Origin of the sequence: Lactobacillus sp. ESL0681 (assembly GCF_029392835.1) — a bacterium.
Classification (GTDB): domain Bacteria; phylum Bacillota; class Bacilli; order Lactobacillales; family Lactobacillaceae; genus Lactobacillus.
Genome location: NZ_CP113943.1, coordinates 331,583 through 348,809 on the forward strand (window position 1 = coordinate 331,583; position 17,227 = coordinate 348,809).

General features: G+C 34.2%; 11 protein-coding genes and 1 pseudogene. 6 read left to right on the forward strand and 6 right to left on the reverse strand.

The features are described from left to right. Positions 1-148: 148 nt before the first annotated feature. Entirely contained in the window at positions 149-781 is a 633-nt protein-coding gene (gene plsY, locus OZX59_RS01755; protein WP_277126427.1) for a glycerol-3-phosphate 1-O-acyltransferase PlsY, read from the reverse strand. A 95-nt stretch (positions 782-876) separates the two neighbouring features. Between plsY and parE the strand changes: the two genes are divergently transcribed. From parE to OZX59_RS01775, 4 genes and pseudogenes are all read left to right on the forward strand, one after another. Then, positions 877-2,832, forward strand: a complete 1,956-nt coding sequence (gene parE, locus OZX59_RS01760; protein WP_277126428.1) for a DNA topoisomerase IV subunit B — start codon at positions 877-879, stop codon at positions 2,830-2,832. Between the two features lie 15 nt (positions 2,833-2,847). Continuing rightward, the gene (parC, locus tag OZX59_RS01765) at positions 2,848-5,298 is read left to right on the forward strand and encodes a DNA topoisomerase IV subunit A (protein ID WP_277126429.1); all 2,451 of its coding nucleotides are present in this window, start codon (positions 2,848-2,850) and stop codon (positions 5,296-5,298) included. Between the two features lie 151 nt (positions 5,299-5,449). Continuing rightward, positions 5,450-6,386, forward strand: a pseudogene (locus OZX59_RS01770) (LysR family transcriptional regulator). A gap of 67 nt (positions 6,387-6,453) precedes the next feature. Continuing rightward, a complete protein-coding gene (locus tag OZX59_RS01775; RefSeq protein WP_277126430.1) occupies positions 6,454-7,383 on the forward strand; it encodes a manganese-dependent inorganic pyrophosphatase in 930 nt (309 codons plus the stop codon). Between the two features lie 52 nt (positions 7,384-7,435). On the opposite strand, the gene OZX59_RS01780 is transcribed toward OZX59_RS01775, so the two are convergent. After that, on the reverse strand, positions 7,436-7,795 hold the full coding sequence (locus OZX59_RS01780) for a helix-turn-helix transcriptional regulator (protein ID WP_277126431.1): 360 nt from the start codon (positions 7,793-7,795) through the stop codon (positions 7,436-7,438). Between the two features lie 1,096 nt (positions 7,796-8,891). Here OZX59_RS01780 and xerS point away from each other — a divergent pair. Continuing rightward, entirely contained in the window at positions 8,892-9,959 is a 1,068-nt protein-coding gene (xerS, locus tag OZX59_RS01785) for a tyrosine recombinase XerS (RefSeq protein ID WP_277126432.1), read from the forward strand. Between the two features lie 29 nt (positions 9,960-9,988). Here xerS and OZX59_RS01790 read toward each other — a convergent pair whose 3' ends face one another. The 3 genes from OZX59_RS01790 to OZX59_RS01800 form a co-directional block, all read right to left on the reverse strand. Beyond that, positions 9,989-10,612, reverse strand: coding sequence for an NUDIX hydrolase N-terminal domain-containing protein (locus tag OZX59_RS01790; RefSeq protein WP_277126433.1), 624 nt, complete (start codon positions 10,610-10,612; stop codon positions 9,989-9,991). 43 nt (positions 10,613-10,655) lie between these two features. Next, positions 10,656-11,534 carry a DegV family protein gene (locus OZX59_RS01795; RefSeq protein WP_277126434.1) on the reverse strand — a complete coding sequence of 293 codons (879 nt, stop codon included), beginning with the start codon at positions 11,532-11,534 and terminating at the stop codon, positions 10,656-10,658. A gap of 127 nt (positions 11,535-11,661) precedes the next feature. Beyond that, complete coding sequence (locus OZX59_RS01800; protein ID WP_277126435.1) at positions 11,662-12,048, reverse strand: MarR family transcriptional regulator; 387 nt, start codon at positions 12,046-12,048, stop codon at positions 11,662-11,664. Positions 12,049-12,315: 267 nt separating this feature from the next. Here OZX59_RS01800 and OZX59_RS01805 point away from each other — a divergent pair, with 267 nt between their 5' ends. Beyond that, positions 12,316-14,004, forward strand: a complete 1,689-nt coding sequence (locus OZX59_RS01805) for an NFACT RNA binding domain-containing protein (protein WP_277126436.1) — start codon at positions 12,316-12,318, stop codon at positions 14,002-14,004. A gap of 44 nt (positions 14,005-14,048) precedes the next feature. Here OZX59_RS01805 and OZX59_RS01810 read toward each other — a convergent pair whose 3' ends face one another. After that, the gene (locus OZX59_RS01810) at positions 14,049-17,225 is read right to left on the reverse strand and encodes a carbamoyl phosphate synthase large subunit (RefSeq protein WP_277126437.1); all 3,177 of its coding nucleotides are present in this window, start codon (positions 17,223-17,225) and stop codon (positions 14,049-14,051) included. Positions 17,226-17,227: the final 2 nt, after the last annotated feature.

Below are 17,227 nucleotides of genomic sequence, written 5' to 3' on the forward strand. Positions count from 1 at the left end.
AATCCGCTAGAACGCAAAGGTTCTAACGGATTTTTTGCTTTTAAGGGTCTAGTTTTTTCCCAGACACTTGTTTTTTCAAAAAGTCTTGCGAACTATCGTTCGAATAGAGTATAATATTTGTTAGCTGGGAACAAATGTTTTGTTAGCACTATTTATTGTGGCGTCTCCGATACCAATAATAGAGGCCAAATGGAATAATATTTTCTTCATGATTTCGTAAACGACTAATGTTGTCTTTATGCCGAGTAAACAAAACAATCATAATAATTCCTACGACTATTTCAAGAAAAATGTCATGGAAGAAAAATGTTACGATGAAGATCAAAATTACCGCAATTAAGCTAGATAAACTAACGTAAGAAGTAATAAATACTAACGGTAAAAAGATTAGTGCACATACACCGAAAAATTGTAAATTGTACCCTAAGAAAACTCCAGCACTAGTTGCCACTGCTTTACCTCCTTTAAACTTAAGAAAGACTGAGCAGGTATGTCCTAGAATAGCTAAGCCCCCACAAACTAGAAGTAGATATTTAGGAGCTTTTAGGTGCAATATTCTTGGTAAACTAGTAGCAAGTGTGCCTTTTAAAACATCAATAATTAGGACAACGCTACCAGCTAGTGGTCCAAAAACGCGAAAAGAGTTTGTGGTACCAATGTTGCCAGAACCGTATTGACGAATATCTTCGTGAAAAAATATTTTCCCAATTATGACTCCTGTCGGGAAGGACCCAATTAAGTATGCTAGAATAAATACCAGTATTAATTTCAAATTTATCATTTATATCCTACTCTCTAAGTGTCTAAAGCTATTTTAGCAAAAAAAGATTAAGTTGGGGTAATTAAAATAAATGATTTACCACTGGAGGAGTTTATTTGGTTAAAGCAAATAAAAAAACAAATTTTTATGACGATTCGTCAATTCAAATTTTACATGGCTTAGAAGCTGTACGTAAAAGACCTGGAATGTATATCGGATCAACAGATATTCATGGCTTAAATCAATTGGTTTATGAAATTGTCGATAATTCAGTTGATGAGGCCATGGCTGGATTTGGGCAAGAAATTGATGTAACAATCCATCAGGATAATAGTGTGACTGTTCGTGACTTTGGTCGCGGAATGCCAACTGGAATGCATAAATCTGGTAAACCAACAATTGAAGTCATTTTAACAGTCCTGCATGCTGGAGGTAAATTTACTGAGCAAAATTATAAAACCTCAGGTGGTTTACATGGAGTTGGCTCGTCTGTAGTTAATGCCTTATCCAGCTATTTAAAAGTACGAGTAGTTCGCTCTGGTAAAGCTTATGAGGAAGAATTTGCAAATGGCGGGCAGCCAATCGGTACCCTAAAGAGTTTAGGTAAAACTAAAGATAAATCAGGAACCACAATTACTTTTAAGCCTGATGAAACTATCTTTTCAACAATCAAATTTAATTATGAGACGATTAAAGAGCGTATTCGCGAATCAGCTTTTTTATTAAAGGGGGTTCACTTTGTTTTAACTGATGAACGTGAGCCTAATCATCATGATGAATTTAAGTATGATGATGGAATCAAATCATTTGTTGCATACTTAAATGAAGGCAAAGACACTTTGAGTGATATTTTCTATTTTACGGGTAAACAAGATGAAATAGAAATTGAATTCAGTGGTCAATATAGCGATAGTTATTCAGAAAGCCTCGTTTCTTTTGTTAACAATGTGCGTACATCTGATGGTGGTACTCACGAGATTGGCGCTCGCAGTGGTTTTACTAAGGCTTTTAATGATTATGCTAAAAAACAAGGTTTGCTTAGTAAAAAGGATAAAAATATCGATGGTTCTGATTATCGCGAAGGTTTAAGTGCAGTCTTATCGGTAAAGATTCCTGAAGAACTGCTAGAGTTTGAAGGTCAAACTAAAGGTAAACTTGGAACTCCACAAGCAAGGTCAATTGTTGATGCAGTAGTTTACGAAAAAATGTCCTATTACTTAATGGAAAATGGTGAACTTGCACAGGAATTAGTTAAAAAAGCTCAACGCGCTCGCGATGCTCGTGAAGCCGCTAAGAAAGCCCGCAATGAAAGTCGTAATGGCAAAAAGCGTCGTAAAAAAGAGGTTTTATCTGGCAAGTTAACACCTGCACAATCACGCAATCCTAAGAAGAATGAACTATTCTTAGTTGAAGGAGATTCAGCTGGTGGATCTGCAAAACAGGGACGAGACCGAAAATTTCAAGCAATTTTACCGTTACGTGGCAAAGTTTTAAATACCCAAAAGGCGAAATTACAAGATATTTTTAAAAACGAAGAAATCAACACCATGATTTATACAATTGGTGCAGGTGTTGGCACTGAATTTAAAGCTGAAGATTCCAATTATGACAAGGTCATTATCATGACTGATGCCGATGATGATGGAGCGCATATTCAAATTCTGTTATTAACTTTCTTTTATCGTTATATGCGACCAATGATTGAAGAGGGCAAAGTTTATATTGCCTTACCACCACTTTATCGTTTACAAAAAGGGCACGGAAAAAAAGCTCAAGTTAAGTATTCTTGGACTGATGAAGATCTAGCTAAGGATGAGCGTGAAATGGGCCGCGGATATGCCTTGCAACGTTTCAAAGGTCTAGGTGAAATGAATGCTGAACAGTTATGGCAGACAACTATGAATCCTGAATCAAGAATGTTAATTCGGGTGAAAATTGATGATGCTGCACTGGCCGAGAGACGCGTTACTACTTTAATGGGCGACAAAGCCACAGCAAGAAGAAAATGGATTGAAGAAAATGTTAAGTTCACGATGGGCGAAAATGCTTCAATTTTGGAAGAAAATGAATAAAGAGGTTTTTAATTAATGGCGACACAAGAACGTATTCGTGAAATGCCCCTTGAGCAAGTAATGGGGGAACGCTTTGGACGATACTCTAAATATATCATTCAAGAAAGAGCGCTGCCGGATATTCGTGATGGCTTAAAACCAGTGCAAAGAAGAATTCTTTACGCAATGTATCAGGATAATAATACTTACGATAAGGCATTTAAAAAGGCGGCTAAAGCTGTCGGTAATATTATGGGTAACTATCATCCTCATGGAGATAGTTCAATCTACGGTGCATTAGTTCACTTGTCACAAGATTGGAAAATGCGTGAGACATTAGTTGAAATGCATGGTAATAACGGCTCAATGGATGGCGATGGACCTGCTGCAATGCGGTATACGGAGTCACGACTAAGCAAAATTTCTAATATGTTGTTGCAAGATATTGATAAAGATACCGTCAAAATGGTACTTAACTTTGATGATACCGAGTATGAGCCTACTGTATTGCCAGCAAGATTTCCTAATTTGTTAGTTAATGGTTCAACTGGGATTTCTGCTGGCTATGCAACTGAAATTCCCCCTCACAATTTATCTGAAGTAATTGATGCAACAATATACTTATTAAAGCATCCGGATACCAGTTTAAGTGATCTTATGCAGTATGTTAAAGGACCAGATTTTCCGACTGGGGCTATTGTCATGGGACAAAAAGGCTTACGAGAAGCATATGAAACCGGACGTGGAAGAATTCAGGTTAGGGCCAAGACAAGTATTCAAGAGATTCGCGGTCATCGCCAAGAAATCGTAATTACTGAAATTCCATTTAATGTCAATAAAGCTCTGATGGTCAAAAAGATGGATGAGATTCGTCTTAATAAAGAAATAGACGGAATTGCTGAAGTACGTGATGAAACCGATAGACATGGACTATCAATTGTAGTTGAACTAAAAAAGGATGCTGATGCCCAAAACATTCTAAATTACTTATTTAAGAATACAGAACTGCAAGTTGCTTATAATTTCAATATGGTTGCAATTGATCATATGACTCCAGTTCAAGTAGGGCTAAAACATATTCTTAGTTCATATTTGGAACATGAAAAAGATGTTGTGGTTAAACGCACTAAATTTGACTTAAATAAGGCTCAGAGTCGGTTAGAAATTATCCAAGGCCTAATTCATGCTATGGATATTTTGGATCAAGTGATCAGCCTAATTCGTGCTTCTAAAAATAAAACTGATGCTAAGAAAAATTTAACTGTTAAATTTGGTTTTACAGCAAAACAAGCAGAAGCAATTGTTTCATTGCAATTATATCGATTAACTAATACTGATGTAGATGCCTTAATTGCCGAACAGGCTGATTTGGATCAAAAGGTAGCCCAGTTTCAACAGCTACTAGCCGATCCACAAATTTTAGAAAAGCAGTTAATTAAAGAATTAACTGAAGTTAAACGTGCTTTTGGTAATCCGCGTAAAACAGAAATCTCATCGGAAAATGCTAAAATCCAAATAGATGAAAAAGCGTTAGTTTCAGATGAGCAAGTTCGTGTTTTAATTAGTCGAGATGGTTATTTGAAGCGTTCATCGCTGCGCTCTTGGCAATCAAGCGATGATAGTGATAATGGGCTACCAGATGGTGATGAGATTATCTACGAAAAAACTTTGTCAACCTTAATGAACTTATATCTATTTACCAATCGTGGAAATGTTATCTTCAGACCAGTACACGAATTAATTGAAACAAAATGGAAGGAAACAGGTCAGCATTTATCGCAAGAAATTGGTTTAAGTAGTGATGAACGGATTATTAGGGTCTTTTCATTTAAACAACTTGATCAAAACTGCAACTTTTTACTGGCTACAAATGACGGATATATCAAGCAACTACAATTAGCTAATTTACAACCAACTAGAACGTATCGCTCACGAGCAATGATGGCAATGAAGATGAAGCATACTGATAGTACGGTTCTTCGTGTTGATTTAATCAGGCCAGATACGAATGATGAAATCGTTCTTTTCACACATGATGCATACGCTGTTCGCTATGACATATGCGAAATTCCTACTTCTGGTGCTAAAGCAGTAGGCGTTAAATCAGTAAATCTTAAAGATGATGATTATGTTATTTCATATGTGTTAGCTAAACCAGAAGAACTAGATTTATTAAGAGTTGGTATAATTACACAGCGTGGCTCCTTTAAACAATTTAAAGTTAAGTTGATTAATAAAGTTTCGCGAGCAAGGCGGGGAGTTTTGGTGTTGCGTGAGCTTAAAAATAAACCACACAGAATTGCTGCGCTCACTTCCTATGGGCAAGATCATACCTTAATAATAACAACAAGTAGTAAGCGACAAATAAAATTAAATACAAATACTTATCCAATAAGTGATCGATATTCTAACGGATCGTTTGTTATTGATACTATGAGTGATGGGGTTCCTAAGTGTTTGCTTCTAGGCAATCCTACTAATAAATAGTTAAAAGTATAGTTTCATGTTAGTGTTATGTAATCCTATTGTAAAAGGAGTTTACTGATTATTTGAGTTATATTTTGACATAGGCTATTTTTTGTTTAATAATAAACATATAAATAAAGTAATATTATTGTTAAAATAGAAGGAAAGACTTATGCCTAAACCAAATACAATACTTTCAACGAAGTCGCTACATTATTTTTTACAGCTAATTGATACCATGAATTATACGCAAGCTGCACAAATTCTGGGCATCACGCAGCCAGCTTTGACACAGCAAATTAAAAAGCTGGAACGCTCAATTGGAACACCTTTGTTTGGTCAGATGGGAAAAAAGCTTTATCTGACTGAAGCAGGTAAAGAATTACAGACGGGTGCAATTAAGTTATTGGGAACAATTAATTCAGTCGTAAGTGATATTCAGGAATTTACGCAAGCTGATAAAGGAAATATTACCATTGGTGTTTTAGATGGTATTAATTCTGATCTTTTGCAGCAATTTTTGGTTAACTTTAATCAAACCAATCCTGAAATTACGGTTAGTGTGATTTATTATAGTCGTAAAGATTTGTGGTATAACCTTGATAATAATCAGATTGATTTAGCAATTATGTACTTCCCCGATAGTACTAAAAAGAGTCATGGGGAATTGCAACATCAGTATGAGCACCTGCAGCTTTATGAAGATGATTTAACGATTTTAACTCATCGTGATAGTCTTGAGGCAGGTGAGTCATACCCAATTTCTCGATTTAAAAATAGAAAATGGGTAACGTATCCTGAAGATTTCTATTTAACACGGGTAATGTTAGATAAGTTTTGTGATAAAAATAATTCTAATCAGAGTTTGCTTGCACCATTGGTGTTCTCAGCAACTAAGCAAGTAGTCGCAACAGCCGAACAAACTGATTACGATACATTTGTAAGTGAATCATATTATCAAAGCCCATAAAGATGAAATTAATTTGACGCCCGTTCATTTGAAAGGCATTAAGCATTTTGATGTTTCAATGATATATCGTAAAGGTAAGAAGGATGTACCAAGAATTAATAATATCTTGACGGCATTTAAAGAATTTTTAGCTGAATAATTTTTATAATTAAACTATAATAAGGTAGTAAGATTAAGTTATTTAGAAGAAATGAGGAAGTTTACGAATGGAAAAAGAATTAGTTTTTGGACATCAAAGTCCTGATACTGACGCAATTGGTACAGCAATTGCATATTCATATTTGCAAAATCAGCGGGGATTTAATACGGAAGCAGTTGCTCTAGGAAAGCCTAATGATGAAACTACCTTTGCACTAAAATATTTTGGTTTTGAAGCACCGCGTGTAATTCAAACTGCAGCTAATGAAGTAGAAAAAGTGATGCTGGTTGATCATAATGAACCGCAACAAAGTGTGTCAGATATTGACCAAGTATCTGTAACACACGTGGTTGACCATCACCGAATCATGAATTTTAAAACAAACTTGCCACTGTTTTATCTGGCTCAACCAGTTGGTTGTACTAGTACTATTGTTTGGAAGTTATTTCAACATTATGGGATAGAAATTCCTAAAAATATTGCTGGAATAATGTTATCAGCTATTATTTCTGACACTTTATTGCTTAAGTCGCCAACTACGACCAAGGATGATCATCAAGCTGTTGAAGCACTGGCTAAGATTGCTGAAGTTGATTATCAAAAATATGGTTTAGAAGAATTAAAAGCTGGGACCAATATTGCTGATAAGTCGGAACAAGATTTAATCAATTTGGATGCTAAAAGTTTTACCCTTAATGGTAAAAATGTTCGAGTTGCTCAAATTAACGTAGTTGATCTACCAGAAGCCATGGAACGTAAAGCGGAATTTTTACAAGCCATGGAAGCAGAGTCTGCAGCAAATAATTACGATTTGTTCATGTTATTAATTACTAATGTGCTAGATTCTGATTCAACAGCCTTGGTAACTGGTTCAACTGCAGCAGTGCAGCTGTTTGAGCGTGCCTTTGGTGAGATAACTGATTCAGAAGTTAGTTTACCTGGAGTGGTTTCACGTAAAAAGCAAGTTGTTCCGCCTTTAACGGAAGCTTTTAATTAAAACAAAAAAATAGCTAGGGGAATTAATCCACTAGCTATTTTTTTGTTTTAAATTAATCTTTATTAATTTCTTTAGTTAAGATAATGAAAGCCTTGCACACTCTTTCAGCTTTTTCTGGTTCCATTTTTCTTAGTTCGTTAAGAACTTTTTTAATGAACACAGGTGTATTATCTTGATGATTTTCTGCCTTAACTTCTTTAAAGCGGTAAGCATTCATAATAATATCAGGTGTAGTGGTATTCAAAGCTCTAGCAATTGAATCCAATTTCTGAATACTAATATTTTGATTCTTAGTCCGCTCAAGACGTGAGATAAAGTTAACTGACAAATCGCTTAGTTCTGCAAGATCTTCTTGTGTTAACTTTTGTTCCCGTCGACGACGGCAAATTTCTTTTCCTAAATTTATACTCATGGAATAAATCAACCCTTTCAAAAATATGATTCCATAATATCCATAATAACAGATTATTGTAGAATAAAACAATAAAAATAATAAGTAAAACAACTAATTCTCAAAAAGAAATAGATCAAATAAAATGTTTTAAATTTATACCCCAAATAATATTCTATGTTAATTTCGAAATAATTCAAATAAAATGCACTTATAAAAAGTGTACTTAAAATGAAATGCCAAAAATTAATTGATTTTAATTTAAAGCGGGTAATTACTTGCTATAAAAGCAGGTTACATTTTAATCAATAATTATTTCTACCCATTAAATGTACCTATATAAATTTTAACAGAAAACGCTTAAAATTGCATCCTGAAAATTTATTTTAGTAAAAAATAAATTTTTTGATGAGAATCTATCAGTTTTAGCTAGTACTAGTATGTAACATCATTGATCAATTAGCAAGCAAGTAAAATATATGTAAAATAATGGCAACACCTGAAATAGGATGTGCTTTAATTATCATCGTTGCAACTTCGTATAATGCGTATTATGTAAAGTTACTCTGAAAAATATTCAGAATAAAGCATATTGAGATCACAGTTGTTTAAAACCATTAAATTTTAAATTTAGCGTTAAGATCATGCCAAGCTTGTTGAGCGCATAGCTATATTTAAAATTAGTAAGTTAGCTCTCGCATAGTTCAGAGATTGTTCGTTTATATTTACTATTTAAGCATCATAATTATTTAAATTTATCTTGAAATGTTAACATTACTTACTGTGATGAATGCTCGGTTTTTAAGCTAGCAAATTAATAAACGGTATTACAAGGTAAAATTAGTAAGTTAATAGTAATGAACAATAATAGATTTTTACAGAACTTATGAAAATAAGTGACTTGCATGAGCTTTTTTCATCTGCTATCATTAAAACTGTAATTTTAATGATAGGTACAAAGCAAACTTATTCTTTCCAGTGAATACTTTTTTATTAATCAAACTTCAAAACGACGCTTATTCCTAGTTATTAATTTTAATGAACGATTTAAAAATTAATCTGTCAACCTACTCTCTTGACCCATGTTATCGGATCGCTATATTTAAGGAGATTTATCGTGGAAACCAAAAAATATTTAAACTTAATTGAAGCCGAATTAACTCGGTTACCCGACTTTGTTAAAGAATATAATTTTGGCACTACTCATTCTTTAACCACTACTTATCAATACTTAACCGAAATTCGTCGCTTTTTTGATTGGTTGCGCAATCAGGGAATTTCCCCAGCCAAAAATAATCGTCAAGTAACCACTACTACATTGGCCAACTTAAGGCGCAATGACATTATGCTCTATATTGAATATTTAGGTCATATTAAAAACCAACAGGGACACTTGAATTCTCCAACTACAATTAACCGCTCGATTAATGCATTACGTTCCCTTTTCAAATATTTAACTATTACATCGGACGATAACCATGGAAAGCCATACTTTGAACGCAATGTTATGCTAAAGATTGACTCGTTGAATAATACTAAGACGTTGAATTACCGGGCACATGTCTTGGAATCCCATATGTACACTGGAGAATTAAAGTATCAATTTTTAGATTTTATCGAGCAAAAATACGAGCATGTTTGTAATAAACAAGCTTTGCCTGCCTTTAAAATTAATAAGGAACGAGATTTAGCCATTGTTGCCTTAATTTTAGGAACTGGTATTAGAGTTTCAGAATGTGCTGGGGTAAATTTAGCAGATTTGAACTTTAAGCAAGCGAGCCTTGATGTGACTCGTAAAGGAGGGCAACGAGACAGTGTACCGATTGCTGAATGGACTTTAGACTATCTTACCAGTTATCAAAAAATACGCCGTAAGCGATACTCTGCTAGTAAAAATGAACATGCTTTTTTTCTAACTCGTTGGCATAATCAAACAAAACGCATCACTACTAATGCAATTGAAAAGATGGTCAATAAATACTCCGCTAGCTTTGGGCATCCTCTAACTCCCCATAAATTGCGTCACACGCTAGCTTCTGAATTGTATAGTGTCACTAAGGACCAAGTGTTAGTTGCTCAGCAGTTGGGGCAAAAAGGCACTTCCGCAACAGATTTATACACTCATGTTGACCAAGGAAAGCAGCGAGCTGCTCTAAATGAAATATCTTCTAATAAAGGAGAATAAAAAAATGCTTGTAACAAGCATTTTTTTATTTATTCAAATGTCGTTTGCCAGTTTGCATCTTCATTAGCTGCAAAACACATAGCAAGTTCTTGTTTACTATTTCTTTCTTCAGATAATTTAGGTAAATCGTTAAAAGCAAAATACTGACAGTCATCTGTTTCTGTGTTCTTAACGAAATTTCCTTTAACTTCCTGGCACAGAAAAAAGATATTGCAGACGTTAATAATTCGTTCCTGACGTATTTTATGTGTGTGATTACGTAAAGCTATGACTCGTTTTACAACAACTTTTCTGCCTGCTTCTTCTTCAACCTCTTTAAGACAATTAGCTTCCACAGAAACATTGGGTTCACACCAGCCGCCTGGTAGTGACCATTTACCATCTGTAGTTTCGCGTACTAATAAAATTTGTTTGTCTTTAAAAATTGCAGCTCTTGTTCCTAATTTAGGTGTTTGATAGCCATCTTCACTACTAAATAAATTTTTTACTTGCTCAAGTGGTAAATTAGACTTAGCAGTCATCATTTCACTAGCAATCTCACGAATTCTTTCATATCGTTCTAAGTCAAATCGATCATGACCATATTCTAAGCCATTTTGAGCAATGCTTTGCAATTCAACTGCCCAATTAATTAACTCATCTTTTTTAATCATTGTTATTCCCCCCACAGAAAAAAGCAGCTCTGATATGCTGCTTTTATTTAGTTAAATCTATTTGATCAATATCAATCATCCAACCAATTGCTAATGATTTTTCACCCAAGTGAGTAGCAATTACTGGACTAAATTTGGTTTCTGAAATTGTTTTACCTGGGAAATTCTTTAACAGAAACTTTTTAGCTTCTTGCGCTTGACTTTCATCATTTGAGTCAATAACAAATAATTTTAGCTGATCTTTATATGGTAAGCCGTTAATCTTTTTCAAAGTCAACGATTCGATTTTAGTGAAAGCACGTTTAATAGACCTGATTTTGTCAAAAGCTACAATATTTCCATCTTCAAAAGTTAACAATGGTTTAATATTAAGCATTGAGCCAATAAAAGCACCTGCATTACTTAGCCGACCACCATGACTTAGATTGTTTAAATCATTGACAACAAATAATTCGTCGATTGTATCATCGATTTTAGCTAAATTAGCTAGGATGCAATCTAATTTAACATTATTTTTAATCATCTTGGCAGCCGCTAAAACTAAATCTCCTTGCAAACGAACCGTCATTTTAGAATCAAACGGGTGTAAATTATATTCTGGATTATTTTTCGCAATATTAGTTAAATTCTGGTAAAAGCCAGAAATTCCACTTGATAATGTAATCGCAATAATTGCTTCATAGCCTTCACTATGCAGTCTATTAAACAGTGAAATCATTTCACCCATGCTAGGTTGAGAAGTCTTGGGAAATTCTGCTCCTTGACGTTGTAGTTCAAATAATTGTTCAGAAGTAATATCTACGCCTTCTAAATATTCTTTACTACCAATAATAATTGGAATGGGAACAACAATAATTTGATTTTCCGCTGCTTCCTGCTCAGTTATACCACTAGTACTATCCGTAACCAATGCAATCTTCATCTATAATTTACCTTCCACATTTAAAATCTTGATATGATACAAGAATTATAGCATACAACGGCTAGTGTTTCGAGTTACCAAGAGCAAAGCGCTAGCTAGCGTGAATGGTGATATAGATTTGCTTTATTTATAATAGCTTGGTAAGTACTTCATCTAACATAGCTGTTTCTGGATTACTTAATTTACTGAATAGAGAATTTTCAATTTCAACCAAGGCTTGTTTTAATTCATTAACTTTTTGCAAACCTTGCTTATTTAGACTAATCAGCTTACTCGAATCTCTATCAGAGTGACCAATAGCTATTAAAGTTTCTGTTTGATTTTGATGCAGCTGTCTACTGAGTGTTGATAATGCAATTCCTAGTTCAGTAGCTAACTTGCCAATCGTTAGTTCATGATTATGATGTTGATCAAAATATAGCAAAATTCTAGTTTGTGAAAGGTTCAGATCACACTTTTGTTTAATGGCACTTGTGATATTGTTTGCAATCGTATTAAAAACCAAAATATTCATATGTTTAAAATTTCTCCCAAAAACAGTTCTGTGAAACATTTATGAATTAGTGTTTCGCATTAAATCACTTATTAATTTAATCTTATAGTTATTACTTATAGATAATCATTAAGCTATATTAACAGTATACCAGTTTTTTACAATAATTTCTTCATTAAAATCAAAAATGTTAATATATTTATATAAGTAACTTATTTTAAGACTTGTAACTAATATACATCTTCTTGAATAATTGCTATAATAGAAGTCATACTTTGAGGTGATATTATGGCATTTGATGGCTTATTTATTCATAGCCTATTAAAAGACTTACGACCAATTTTAGTAAACAGTCGTTTAGCAAAAATTTACCAACCTTTCAATCAAGATTTGGTATTAACTTTTAGAAAAGAACGTAAAAATTATCAATTATTGCTCTCTGCTAATGCACAAAATCCAAGGTTTTATTTAACTAACCAAACGATTACTAATCCAGACAAAGCTCCAACTTTTGTAATGGTGCTACGTAAGTATTTAGAGGGCTCAATTCTGTTAGCAATTGATCAAGTAAGCGTTGATCGCATTGTGAACTTTCGTTTTAGTAACCACAACGAACTTGGCGATCAAGTCCAGTTAATTTTATCTGTTGAATTGATGGGACGTCACAGTAATGTTATTCTCTATAATGAACAAACTAAGCAGATTATTGACTTGTTAAAGCGAGTTAATCCGGACGAAAATCGGGCGCGCCTGTTGTTACCTAAAGCAAAATATGAGCTGCCTCCCCTTACTCCTGGAATTAACGGTTTTGACCTTTCAGAGACTGAATTTAAGCAAAAGACTTTAAATAGTAATTTTGAAGAATTTGCTGGCCAAATTAGTGGACTTGATCGTGATGATCGCAATGAGTTAATCAGATATTTAGAAGATAACAATTCATATTCGTCATTTCGCACTTTTATTGAGCAATTTGATAAAAGTGGTGCCTTTATTCTAAAAACACGCCAAAATAAACGGAAAATCTTTCCGTATTTACCCTATCATTTGGATTTAGTTAAAGAGAGTTATGATACTGATCTAAATCATGCACTTGATGAATTTTATCAATATCAAGCTAACCAGGATTGGGTCAGGCAGAAAGCACGCCAAATTGAGCGGATTATCAAAAATGAACAAAAAAAGTTAACTAAGAAAATTGCTAAACTGCAAAAGCAACTTGATCAAGCTGAAAATTCTGAGGGTTATCGCATTAGAGGCGAAATTTTAAATGCTAATTTATCGAAAGTGAAACCGGGAATGACCAAAATCGAATTGCCGAATTATTATGATAATAGTCATTTACTTGAAATCAAGTTAGATGCCGCTCTCTCCCCTGCTAGAAATGGTCAAAAGTATTTTAAGCGTTACAAAAAGTTACGTGATTCAATTAAGCATGTTAAAGAGCAGATTCAGATTGCGCAAACTAATTTAAATTACTTTGAGTCAATTCAAACAGCAATTGACAATGCAGAGCCACAAGATATCGATCAAATTACTGATGAGCTAACTAATCAAGGCTACATCCGCAAGCAGCCTAAGCAAAAGCGTGCCAAAAAAATGACCGAACGCAATCTTAATAAGTTTCAACTATCTTCTGGAAAAACTGTTTTAGTTGGTAAAAACAATTATCAAAATGATTGGCTTACTTTTAAAAAGGCTGATAAGCAAGATTGGTGGTTTCATGTCAAAAATATTCCTGGTTCACATGTAATTGTACAAGCAAATGAAATAAGTGATCAAGATGTTATTGAAGCAGCTGAGATTGCAGCTTATTTTTCTAAAGCAAAAGATTCAGCTCATGTAACGGTTGATTATGTTAAAGATAAACGAGTCAAAAAGCCTAACGGTGCTAAGCCCGGGTTTGTTATTTATACTGGACAGAATTCAATTGATGTAACTCCTGAACAAGAACAGGTTTTAAGTAGAAGAATTAACTAAAAAAACCGAGGACGAATATCCTCGGTTTTTGCTTAAGCAAAAAATTAAATTGGTTGTGTAGTTAAAGCTAGTGATTCTAAGACATTTAAAATTAATTCTGTAGTCTCAATACTAGAAAAAACTGGAATATGAGTGTTTAATGCCTCATCTCTAATCTTTATAGCGTCACCACTGGCAATATCCGAAAAGCTAGGAACGTTAATTACCATCTTTATTCTATGTTGCCGGATTTTTTCCAATAAATTATTAGAATCTGTGTGAACTTTAGAAACTACCATAGTTGTCATTCCAGCTTCCGCAAAAGCATTAGCCGTACCCTCAGTTGCAATGATTTTAAAACCTAACCGGTAAAAGCGTTGTGCTAATTCGGTCATTTGTTTTTTATCACTATCACGCACAGAGATAAAAATCGTTCCAAAGCTAGGAATGGTAAGCCCGCTAGCTTCATATCCCTTATATAATGCCTTAGCTAATTTAGTATCACGTCCCATCACAGACCCTGAGGATTTCATCTTAGAATCAAAGGTGTTGCCGCTATTGTAATTTACATATGAGAATACAGGCATCTTGACATGGATAAAATTGTTAGAATTCCACAAATCATTGGGATATCCTAGTGATGGCAAATTTTGTCCCGTCAAGACTTGAGTTGCACAGTCGGTAATATCCTGTCCCAACGCTTGCGATAAAAAGGCAATATTATGTCCTGCATAAGGTTTGATTTGTAACAAATAAATATCTTGCTTAACTATTAAAAAGTGTAAGGTAAAAATTCCACGCAAATTTATTTGCTGAACTAATTTAATGGTGTATTGAATTAGTTTGGCTTGATTACGTGCTGATAAATTTTGCGGTTTAAATACTGCAATTGAATCAGAGGCATGAGTCCCAGTTTGTTCTAAATGTTCAATAATTCCTGGTATTGTCACGTCAGTTCCGTCTGAAATTGCAGTTATTTCATATTTATGCCCTTCAATAAAAGTCGATAAACTAATTTTAGATAGATGATTCTCCTGCAAGTATTTTTGCAATGCAGGTGAATCGTAAACTACAGCTGATTTTTGTTTTACTCCTTGATTGTTGAAACCGCCAATTAAAATGGGAAATTCATGTTGCTGAATGAACAGGTCGACTTGACTACTATCAGTTGTAGTCAAAACTGATGTTTGCTTTAAAGGTCCATTTAATGATGATAAAACATAATCTATCTTATCTTTTGGATTTTCTCCCTTAGTACCAAGAATGGTTATGCCACTTTCGGTTAAGCGTTTATTTAAAGCATTGACTTTCTTTCCTGAAAACTGTAATAAAACTTCCTTAATATTCTCTTTATGACAAATATCAAGAATCCGTTCAACAGTAATTGGATCAAAATAAACTCGATCTGCTACTTGATAGCTAGTGGCAACAGATTCGTCGTTATTTGAAAGCAAAATAGTTACATAACCATTATTATGTAAAGTTACTAGTGCATGACTAATCATGTAATCGAATTCACTAGTGACAGAAACTTGCGACGGCAACATACCGATTACCAATACTTTTTTTTGCCCAGCGAGGCTGTCAACTTCGTCTTGGACACCAAAAGCATTGTAGTACGCTTGAACTTTGGGAGAATAAAAACCAGCTGAACCATCAATTTGTAAATAGGCAGAAGTTATTTGCGCATTTTGACAAGCTGCTTGAATTAGCGCTGGATTTAAACCACTTAACTTAGCGATTAATTCATTACTGAAGCCACTCCTTTTTGCTGCAACTAATAATGGGTCACTTAGTTTACCTTTAGTTAAAGCAGTCCAAATTCGACTAATTCGCTGAAATTTTTGAAAATAAACTGGGTGTAGATGCAACACTTGTTGCAACTCTTGGTACTCTATCCCACTTGCAATCGCGGCTAGTAGTTTTACTAGGTGTAATTCATCAGGTTCCACTAGATCGTTAATAATTTCCTGATTATCTTTAATTACTTCTGTTTCAAAAATTGTAACCACTAATTTCAAATTACTAGTGGATGCTAATGCCTTTAAAAATGCCGCTTCAAAATTCTGGCCAACCCCAAGTGCTTCACCACTAGCCTGCATTTTTTTGCCTAAATGATAGTGATTGATTCCTGCTTGCGTAAGTGACCAATACGGCAACCTGATTGCTACCTGATCTTGAATAGGTTCAACTGCTGCATTTAGTCCAGATACAGGATCAAGGATTTCGTTCAAGTGATAACCTAATGCAACCTTACACACAACATAGCCAACACTATATAAACTGGTTCTTTGAGCCCAAATAGCACTGCGCGTCAATCGTGGTTTGATAGTCAAAACTTTTGCTGTAAATTTTGTGCCGTCATGTTTAACGGCAAAGTGAATATTTAAAATACCAACTATGTCCAATTTAGCAGCAATCTTTTGCGCGATCTGCTTTAGTAATTGAATTTGGTCATTATTTAGAGTTAAAGCAGGCATGACTAATGCAGAATCACCTGAATTAATTGCAACAGTTTCAATTGAATCAGCAAAATTGGTAAAAAGAACATTACCGCTTTTATCACGAATTACATTAACGATAACTTCACCAAAATCAGATAAATCTTCTACCAAACGATAATTTTGATAGGAAAAATCACCTTTTTTGCGTTCACTATTTAGATAATCAACTAGAGTCTCCACAGTCTTGAATACAATTTTTTCACTAGCTAAATAAGGATCTTCTTTTACCAATAGCGCAGGAAACGTAACGTTATTAGACAATTCAATTGCTAAATTTTCGGTATCAAGACTAACTAAATCTTGATAGTGACTGACGGGGAGTTGCTGTTGTTCAAGAAAATCAGCCATTTTTTGATGAGAAGTCAGCCGCAAAGTCTGTTCATTTAATGATAAGAGTCTGATCTGCATTTGCGTCAAAATTCCATCATTAAGCAACTGTCTAGTCGCCGTGAGCGCGGTAGTTGACCCATAAGCTGAAAGAATCGCGTCTGGTTCTTCCATTCGAATAATTCTTTTTAAGAAAGCTAATGTCATTGGTTCTAAGTAAACAGTAACTCCAGCTCTTTTGTCTGTCGAAATAGTTGCTGGATTAGGATTTACTAATACGACCTGAATATCCTCTTCTAAAAGTGCATTTATCGCATCTAAAGTTAAAATATCAGTTTCAGCAACACTACCAATTAAAGTAGGACCTGATCCAATGATTAGGACTTTATCTAAATCCTTTTCTAAAGGCATAA

Excerpts from the sequence above, each read along its gene's own strand:
- plsY (WP_277126427.1), bottom strand. The coding sequence starts at position 781 with ATGATAAATTTGAAATTAATACTGGTATTTATTCTAGCATACTTAATT.
- parC (WP_277126429.1), top strand. The coding sequence starts at position 2,848 with ATGGCGACACAAGAACGTATTCGTGAAATGCCCCTTGAGCAAGTAATG.
- OZX59_RS01775 (WP_277126430.1), top strand. The coding sequence starts at position 6,454 with ATGGAAAAAGAATTAGTTTTTGGACATCAAAGTCCTGATACTGACGCA.
- OZX59_RS01780 (WP_277126431.1), bottom strand. The coding sequence starts at position 7,795 with ATGAGTATAAATTTAGGAAAAGAAATTTGCCGTCGTCGACGGGAACAA.
- OZX59_RS01790 (WP_277126433.1), bottom strand. The coding sequence starts at position 10,612 with ATGATTAAAAAAGATGAGTTAATTAATTGGGCAGTTGAATTGCAAAGC.
- OZX59_RS01795 (WP_277126434.1), bottom strand. The coding sequence starts at position 11,534 with ATGAAGATTGCATTGGTTACGGATAGTACTAGTGGTATAACTGAGCAG.
- OZX59_RS01800 (WP_277126435.1), bottom strand. The coding sequence starts at position 12,048 with ATGAATATTTTGGTTTTTAATACGATTGCAAACAATATCACAAGTGCC.
- OZX59_RS01805 (WP_277126436.1), top strand. The coding sequence starts at position 12,316 with ATGGCATTTGATGGCTTATTTATTCATAGCCTATTAAAAGACTTACGA.
- OZX59_RS01810 (WP_277126437.1), bottom strand. The coding sequence starts at position 17,225 with ATGCCTTTAGAAAAGGATTTAGATAAAGTCCTAATCATTGGATCAGGT.